The sequence below is a fragment of the Candidatus Polarisedimenticolaceae bacterium genome (genome assembly GCA_036376135.1).
Lineage (GTDB): Bacteria > Acidobacteriota > Polarisedimenticolia > Polarisedimenticolales > DASRJG01 > DASVAW01.
The window spans coordinates 1-7,260 of sequence record DASVAW010000061.1 but is presented as its reverse complement, the minus strand read 5'-3'; the positions used below and the strand labels follow the sequence as shown (position 1 = coordinate 7,260).

8 protein-coding genes are annotated in these 7,260 nt (G+C 70.0%); 4 read left to right on the top strand and 4 right to left on the bottom strand.

From position 1 onward, the window contains the following. Positions 1–50 precede the first annotated feature (50 nt). Both VF139_05975 and VF139_05970 read right to left on the bottom strand, forming a co-directional pair. Positions 51–563 (bottom strand): hypothetical protein, encoded by a 513-nt coding sequence (locus VF139_05975; protein ID HEX6850936.1) that lies wholly within the window; start codon positions 561–563, stop codon positions 51–53. A gap of 104 nt (positions 564–667) precedes the next feature. Continuing rightward, positions 668–2,089 carry a nitronate monooxygenase gene (locus VF139_05970; protein ID HEX6850935.1) on the bottom strand — a complete coding sequence of 474 codons (1,422 nt, stop codon included), beginning with the start codon at positions 2,087–2,089 and terminating at the stop codon, positions 668–670. A 95-nt stretch (positions 2,090–2,184) separates the two neighbouring features. Between VF139_05970 and VF139_05965 the strand changes: the two genes are divergently transcribed. From VF139_05965 to VF139_05950, 4 genes are read left to right on the top strand one after another with little or no spacing between them, the layout of a single operon-like run. Continuing rightward, entirely contained in the window at positions 2,185–2,487 is a 303-nt protein-coding gene (locus VF139_05965) for a hypothetical protein (GenBank protein ID HEX6850934.1), read from the top strand. Beyond that, positions 2,484–2,912 (top strand): type II toxin-antitoxin system VapC family toxin, encoded by a 429-nt coding sequence (locus VF139_05960; GenBank protein ID HEX6850933.1) that lies wholly within the window; start codon positions 2,484–2,486, stop codon positions 2,910–2,912. The genes VF139_05965 and VF139_05960 overlap by 4 nt, the downstream gene beginning before the upstream one ends. 31 nt (positions 2,913–2,943) lie before the next feature. After that, positions 2,944–3,495 carry a hypothetical protein gene (locus VF139_05955; GenBank protein ID HEX6850932.1) on the top strand — a complete coding sequence of 184 codons (552 nt, stop codon included), beginning with the start codon at positions 2,944–2,946 and terminating at the stop codon, positions 3,493–3,495. Further along, positions 3,479–3,724, top strand: coding sequence for a type II toxin-antitoxin system HicA family toxin (locus tag VF139_05950; protein ID HEX6850931.1), 246 nt, complete (start codon positions 3,479–3,481; stop codon positions 3,722–3,724). Before VF139_05955 ends, VF139_05950 begins: the two co-directional genes overlap by 17 nt. Here VF139_05950 and blaOXA read toward each other — a convergent pair. After that, a complete protein-coding gene (blaOXA, locus tag VF139_05945) occupies positions 3,715–4,497 on the bottom strand; it encodes a class D beta-lactamase (protein HEX6850930.1) in 783 nt (260 codons plus the stop codon). The two genes, VF139_05950 and blaOXA, sit on opposite strands and share 10 nt — an antisense overlap. Further along, positions 4,494–7,157 carry a protein kinase gene (locus VF139_05940; protein ID HEX6850929.1) on the bottom strand — a complete coding sequence of 888 codons (2,664 nt, stop codon included), beginning with the start codon at positions 7,155–7,157 and terminating at the stop codon, positions 4,494–4,496. The genes blaOXA and VF139_05940 overlap by 4 nt, the downstream gene beginning before the upstream one ends. Between the last annotated feature and the right edge of the window lie 103 nt (positions 7,158–7,260).

The following is a 7,260-nucleotide window of genomic DNA, read 5'->3' as shown; positions in this document are numbered from 1 at the left end:
TTCTTGGGGGACTGTCCCCATTTGTCGAAAATGGTTGCTGTCCCTACTTCCTACTGAAGGACGCGGAAGGCCATCCACCAGGAGGCGGTGTCCTCGCACACCATCGTCGTGAGCATCCGCTGACGCTGGCCGGCGAAGTCGTCCCCCTCGGCCTTCGTGTTGCTCTGCGACTCGATGTTGAGTACGTACGACCACTTCCAGCACTTCTTGGGGGTCACGGGCCCGCTCACGACGGGCGGCTTGCCGGTCGTCACGAGCTCCTCCTCGTCCATCGGGACGTAGCCGTTCCCGAGCACGATCCGGGTGAGGGCCTCCCGGATCCGCTTCTGTCCGATCTCGGCGGTCTTCGGGGCGTCGTACCAGACGTACGAGTCCTTGATGTTGACGAAGCGGATGGGGACTTCCGCGTGCTCCGCGTTCCACCTCGAGATGTTCTCGTCCAGCCACGCCGGGATCGAGGCGGCCCGGCAGGGCGTTGCGCTCATCGCGACGAGCGCGAGGAGGCCCGCGCAGCAAGCGGCGAGAAGGACGGACCGGACTCGGATTCCCGTGAGCTCGAACATGCAACCCCTCCTGGGTCGTACCGACCCTCCGCCCACAACTTCGTGCCCCGATGGGGGGCGGTCAACCGGATCGAGGGGGAATATCGCCGCGGTAGGGGCCGCCCTTACCCCGAAAGGTAATCGACCACGTCCGCTGCCGAGAACGACTCCCGCCCGGCGAGCAGGTCGGGGATCGTCTCGAGGCACGTGCCGCTCGTGAGCAGCGGCTGCTCGTCGATCCCTCCCGGGCGGGCCTGACCCAAGCCGATGTTGGCGAGGAGGGCGTTGCACAGGCAGCGGCGCCCCTCGGTCTCGTCGACGGCGCCCCCCTTGCGGGCGTAAGCCTCGACCGGCTCCGCCGCGCAGCGGTAGACGAATCGCCCCTCCTCGTCGCGCACGGCGAGCCGGAGGTATCCCAGGTCGCACACCCGGGCGCGGTCCTCGGGCTGGAACCCGCCGTCCTCCATCTGCACGATCTTGAAGGGGAGGCCGGTCGGCGACACGCGAGGGTCGTTGCGCACGACGACCGCGTCGCGGACCATCCCCTGGAGGACCCGCCTCTTGATCCCGTCCGCGAGCCCCGACTCGTCGCAGTAGGCGAACAACGTTCCGACCTGGATCCCCGCCGCCCCCGAAGCGAGCGCGTCCCGAAGCCCGGCGCGGGTTCCGGTCCCGCCGGCGAGCCAGAACGGCACCCCGAGCTCGCGAAACCGCGCGAGGTCCGGCCGGTCGCGCTCGCCGTAGACCGGTTCGCCCCCGGCGTCGAGCTGCGTCACGCCGCGCGGTGGAGCGCTGTGCCCTCCCGCGCCGGAGGTCTCGACGATGAACCCGTCGACGCGGCCGCTCGACTTCTTCGCGAGCGAGGCGGCGAGGGTGTGCGACGAGACGATGGGGAGGAAATGCGGGCGGCGAAGCTCGCCCGCCGCGTCCGCCCCGTGGGCCCGGGGGTCGAAGGTCGCGACCTCCGGGACGGCCGGCGGGACCCCGGCGTGGTCGAGCTTCATCGACGCGGCGTCGTGACGGACGAATGCGTCGAGAGCCCCCGGGATCTCGCGCGGGATCCCCGCTCCCATCATCACGTAATCGACCCCGGCGAGCATCGCGCCGTAAAGCGACGCGAGGTTGGGGAGCTGGACCTTCGTGAGCAGGTTGATCCCGACGACGCCGGGGTGCCCCTCCTTGGCGAGGTACACCTCGACGAAGTTCGCGAGCATCGTGACCCGTTCGCGGAACGCGTCGGCGGCGCGCCGGTACATCGGGAGGAGCCGGTAGGGCTCCCCGGGGGGGCGCCCCTCCTCGCGGAAGTAACGGCGCAGGACGTCGGCACCGATCTCCGGGAGGGGGAAGCGTTCGATCGCGCGGCGCATGAAGCCGCCGGGGTCGCCGTCCTGGAGGCGTCGCACCAGGATCGTGTCGAGCATCGTCCCGGAGACGACACCGAGTTGCCCCGTGACGGCGACCGCGCGGGCCAGCCGCCAGTCCGACACTCCCGCGCCCATCCCACCCTGGATGATGCGGGGAAGAACCCGGTCCACCGTGAGAACCACCCGCGGAGTCTACAGGGACCAGGTCCTCGCCGCAGCGAAGACTTGAGCCCTTCCACAACTTGACGAGGTAGCCACTTGGTAGCTACCTTCGCGGCATGCGCCGCTCGAAGAAGGTCGGGATCAAGGATCTCAAGAACAACCTCAGCGCCCACCTTCGCGAGGTGCGCGCCGGGGGGCGGCTGCTCGTGTCCGATCGGGGCACGGTCATCGCGGAGATCCACGAGCCCGGAATGGCCTACGGCGTGGGCGAGGACCTCGTCCTCGCGACCTGGGCCCGCGCGGGCGCGGTCACGCTGCCGACACGGCCCAAGTCGCCGCTGCCTCCTTCGCCGGTGCGGCTGAAGGAAGGGACCGCGGAGCGGATCCTGGCGCGGGATCGCGACGAGTCGCGCAGGTGACCGCCGTCTACCTCGAGACGTCCGCGCTTCTGAGCTGGCTCCTCGGGGAGCCGGAGGCGGGGAAGGTGGCCGGGGTCGTGGATGCGGCGGACGCCGTCGTGACCTCGAGCCTCACCTTCGTGGAGGCCGAGCGTGCGTTGTCGCGGGCGGTCGTCGAGAGGATTCTCCGCGAAGCCGACGCCAGGAAACTCCGCGGGGTGCTCCGCCGGCAGCGGGCCGGGTGGATCGTCATGGCGATCACGGACCCCGTCCTCGACCGGGCGGGTCGGACGTTTCCCGTCGAGCCGCTTCGGACTCTCGACGCGATTCACCTCTCGACGGCCCTCGCGTTCACGGAGGCGTTCGCGGAGTTGAAACTCGTCACGTTTGATCGACGGATCGGGGAGAACGCAGGCGCGCTGGGGATCCCGCCGTCCCTGACTTGACATCGAAAAATTACCCTTGTAATTTTCGGGTATGCGCGACACGCCGGTCCATCTGCAGGTTCTCCGGGCCGCGGTGCGCCTGTGCCGCCGCCGGGGCGCCTGGTCGTTCCGTCCCGACGAGATCGTCCGGCTCCTGCCGCACCTCAACGCGTCGACGGTGCGGACGCACGTCGTCAGCCGTTGCTGCGTGAACGCTCCCGCGAATCACCCGCACCGCTGGGACTACTTCCGACGCATCGCGCGCGGCTCCTACGAGATCCTCCCGAAGCACCGTCGCGCGCCGTCGGATCCCGAAGCGAGGGCGGTGGCCGAGGCGCGCGCCGCGTACCACGCTCCCCGCCGCCCGCTGCGCGACACCGTGCACGCGGTCGTCGTGCGCGACGGCGCGTGGTTCGTCGCCGAGTGCCTGGAGATCGCGGTCGTGACCCAGGGACGCTCGCTCGACGAAACGGCGGAGGCGTTGCGCGAGGCGGTCGCGCTTCACCTCGAAGGGGAGGACCCTGGCTCCCTCGGACTCGTCGCGGCGCCACGCCTCGTCCTTCAATACGAGACCTCGGTGGGCGACGGTGGCTCCCCGGCTTAGGGCGCTCTCCGCGCGCGAGGTGCTACGCGCGCTGGCAAGCTTCGGGTTCGAGGTCGTCTCGACGCGGGGAAGCCACGCGAAGCTGCGTCGCACGAACGCGGCCGGGGAATCCGAGATCCTCACGGTTCCACTGCACCGCGAGCTCGCTCCCGGGACGTTGCGCGCGATCTACCGGCAGGCCTGCCGGTTCGTCGCGGAGGGCGAACTGCGGAGGTTCTTCTACCTTTGACCGGGAGGGAGGCCGCCCTCCATCCGCCCGAGCACCTCGAGCGTCGCCGGGATCCGCGCCTTCACGTCGTCGTCTTTCATGATGTCCACGCGCGTGGCGAAGTAGAGGGTGCGCCCCTCGAGGTCGACCCAGCCGACGTACCAGCCGGCCTGCGGCTTTAGTCGCGCGCCCCACCCGGTCTTCCCGTGGACGACGGCGCCGCCGGGGGTCTTCTCGGTCGGCAGGATCTCCTTCACGATGCGCATCGACCGTTCGGAAAACGGAAGTTTCCCGTCGTGCAGCCGCCGAAGGAAGTCGATCTGCTGGCGCGGGGAGATGCGCAGGTCGCCGTCGAGCCAGAATCGGTCGATCCCGCCGCCGAGGTCGCGGTTTCCGTAGCCGACCGCGTCGAGCCAGTGCTGCATCTTCCCGGGCCCCGCGCGCCGCGCGAGCTCCTGGTAGAACCACACGCAGGAGACGCGCATCGCCTCCTTCATGTCCATGTCCTTGTTCCAGTTCGCGAACGTCCGCTCGACCCCGTCCCATTTCAGGACGGTCTTCTCGTCGGCGATCGCGCCGGTCTCGAGGGCGACCATCGTGTTGAAGATCTTGAACGTCGAGGCGGGGATCGCCGGCTCGTCCACACGCTTGGGGTCGGACGCCACCGCGCGCCCCGTGCTCGTGTCATAGACGACGATCGCCCCGGTCACGCCGGCCTTCTCGAAGACGTCGGCGAGCTCGGGGCGGGGGTCGATGGGGAACGCGACGGCGGAGGCGAGGAGCAACGTCATCATGGTTGCACCGCGTTCAACACCACCGAAAACGGCGTCGGCGCGGTCTCGCCGGTCGGCGTGTTGAGCAGGAAGCGCTGCCCGTCGGCGGTGACGTCGTACAACCCCGTCAGCGTCCCCCCGGTGCGAACGCGTGTGCCGAACAACGTCTCGGGGAGGCCCGCCTCGAAGCTCGACCCGAGCATCAGCGGTACCGACGTCATTTCGGCGTCGGCGCCGAGGTAGAACAGCTCTCTGCCGTCGGCCCGCCAGCGCGGCTGGAATCCTCCCGAGTTCGAGACCGTCCACTTCTGCCCCGACGGCGGGAAGGTCTGGACGTAGATCTCGGTCCTCCCGCTCTCGTCCGAGGAGTAGGCGATGAATCGGCCGTCGGGGGAGAACTGCGCCGCCCCCTCGTTGGCCTTGTCCGCGGCAACGCTGACGGGCGCCCCCTTCCCGTCCGCGGGAATGGTGACGATGTCGAACTGGGCTCCGGTGTTGCTCCGCACGAGCGTGAGGTGACGTCCGTCGGTGGAGACGTCGGCCGGGCCGGCGCCGCCGCGCTCGGGTTCGAAGATGACGTCCTCCGGTCCGGTGCCGGTCGCGGATCGCCGGTAGACGAGGTACTTCGCCCCCGATCGATTCGAGGCGAAGTAGACCTGCGTGCCGTCCGCGGACCACACCGGCCAGTTGTCGGTCCCCGACTGATTCGTGATGCGCGCGACCGCGTTCCGCCGCAGATCGCGAACCCAGACGTCCGGCTCGCCCTTGTCGTCCGAGAGGCCGTACGCGACGCGCGTTCCGTCGGGGGAAAGCGCAAGCTCGAGATACCGATCGGGAGGGCCGACCTTGCCGATCTCCTTCCCGCTCCGATCGACCCAGACGAGCTCGGCCCGCCCCTGCTCCGCCGCGGCCATGTAGACGAGGTCGCCTCGCGCGGAGAGCGAGAAGTTGGCGCGCCCCCCCGAGGCCATGATCCCCGAGACGATCGGCACGGGATCGCCGCGCACTTCGAGGCGGTCCATGTCGAGGCGTTGCGAGACCAGCGTGTCCTGCAGGATGTAGACGAGTCGGCCGTTCGCGAAATCCACCCGCGACTTCGTGGGGACGAGCGCGCGGTGCTCCGTCTCCCCCAGGGTGCCGACCAGGATCATGTTCTCGGCGCTGACGTCGTCGCGTTCTCTCCCCAGGAACAGGAAGTGACGGCCGTCGGGAAGAAGGCGGGGCCAGGCCGCGAGACGCAGCTGCCCTTCTCCCCCCGCGGGAACGACCTGGGTCGGAACGCCCCCCGACGCCGGGACGCTCCGGATGCCGTCGGTTGCCGAGCCGTCGAAGAGGATCGTGCCGTCGATGCCCCACGAGCCGTCGGCCCCGGTGCACTCGCAGATCATCTGCGTCGGGCCGCCGGCCACCGGGATCTTGCGGAGCTGGCCGCTCGCGAAGAAAGCGAGGTGGCGGCTGTCGGGGGACCAGAACGGACGGCCCGCTCCCTCGGTTCCGCTCAACGGGTACGCCTCGAAGGCGTCGAGGGGGCGGATCCAGATCATGCCTCCCGTGCCGTCGGCGCCGAATCCCTGGAAGGCGATCGTCCGGCCGTCCGGAGCGAGCATCGGCCAGCTCATCCCCTGGAGCTTCGCGGGGCGCGTCATCTCGAACCGCGTCGAAAGCTGAGGAGACTCCGCGGGGCGGGAGAGGAGCTTCACGCCGACGAGCGCGGCGACCGACGCCGCGGCGACCGTCCAGGGCAGCAGGGCGAACCATCGCGGGCGCGGGGCCGGGGCGAAGCTCGCGGCCGGCGGCTCCGACTCGGGTTCCTTCCCGACGTTCTCGAGGAGGATCCGCGCCTCGCCGATGTCGCGAAGGCGCTTTTTCGGGTCGCGGTCGAGGCAGCGGGCGATCAGCCTGCGCAGCGAAGGCGGTACGCTCGGTGGAATGGAGTCGTATTCGACCGGTGCGCGAAGGACCGCGGCGAGGGTGTCGGAGACCGTCTCCCCCTCGAACAGGCGCTTGCCGGTGAGCATCTCCCAGAACAATGCGCCGAAGGCCCAGATGTCCGCGCGGCGGTCGACGGAGGCGCCGCGGGCCTGCTCGGGGCTCATGTACGCGGCGGTGCCGAGGAGCGCGCCGGCCATGGTGCCGAGCGAGGTGATCGTCGGGGACATCGACAGCGCCGGATCGCTGCGCCCGGAGGGGTCGCCCGCCACCGCCTTGGCGAGGCCGAAGTCGAGGACCTTCGCGCGCCCCTCGGCGTCGAGCTTCACGTTGGCGGGCTTGAGGTCGCGGTGGACGACGCCGCGGTCGTGCGCGTACTCGAGCGCGTCGGCGATCTGTCGCGCGATCGCGACGGCCTCGTCGAGGAGGAGCGGTCCCTTCGAGATGCGGTCGGCGAGGGTCGGGCCCTCGATCAGCTCGAGCACGAGGGCCGGGGAGCCGCCGATCTCCTCCACGCCGTAGATCGCGCCGACGTTCGGGTGGTTGAGCGAGGCCAGGACCTGCGCCTCACGATGGAACCTCTGGAGTCGCTCCGCATCGGCGGCCACCAGCGGCGGGAGGACCTTGATCGCGACGTCGCGGCCGAGCCGGCTGTCCTTCGCCCGCCAGACCTCGCCCATGCCGCCGGCCCCGAGGCGGTCGACGATTTCGTAGGGACCGAGACGGGTGCCGGGCGTAATGGACGAGCTCATGGCGCGGGAGTATAGAAGGGGTCAAGTCTTCAACGGACGATTTGGAAATGGGGACAGCAACCATTTTCCGCCCTGCCCCGCAACGGACATCGCGAGTCCGGGC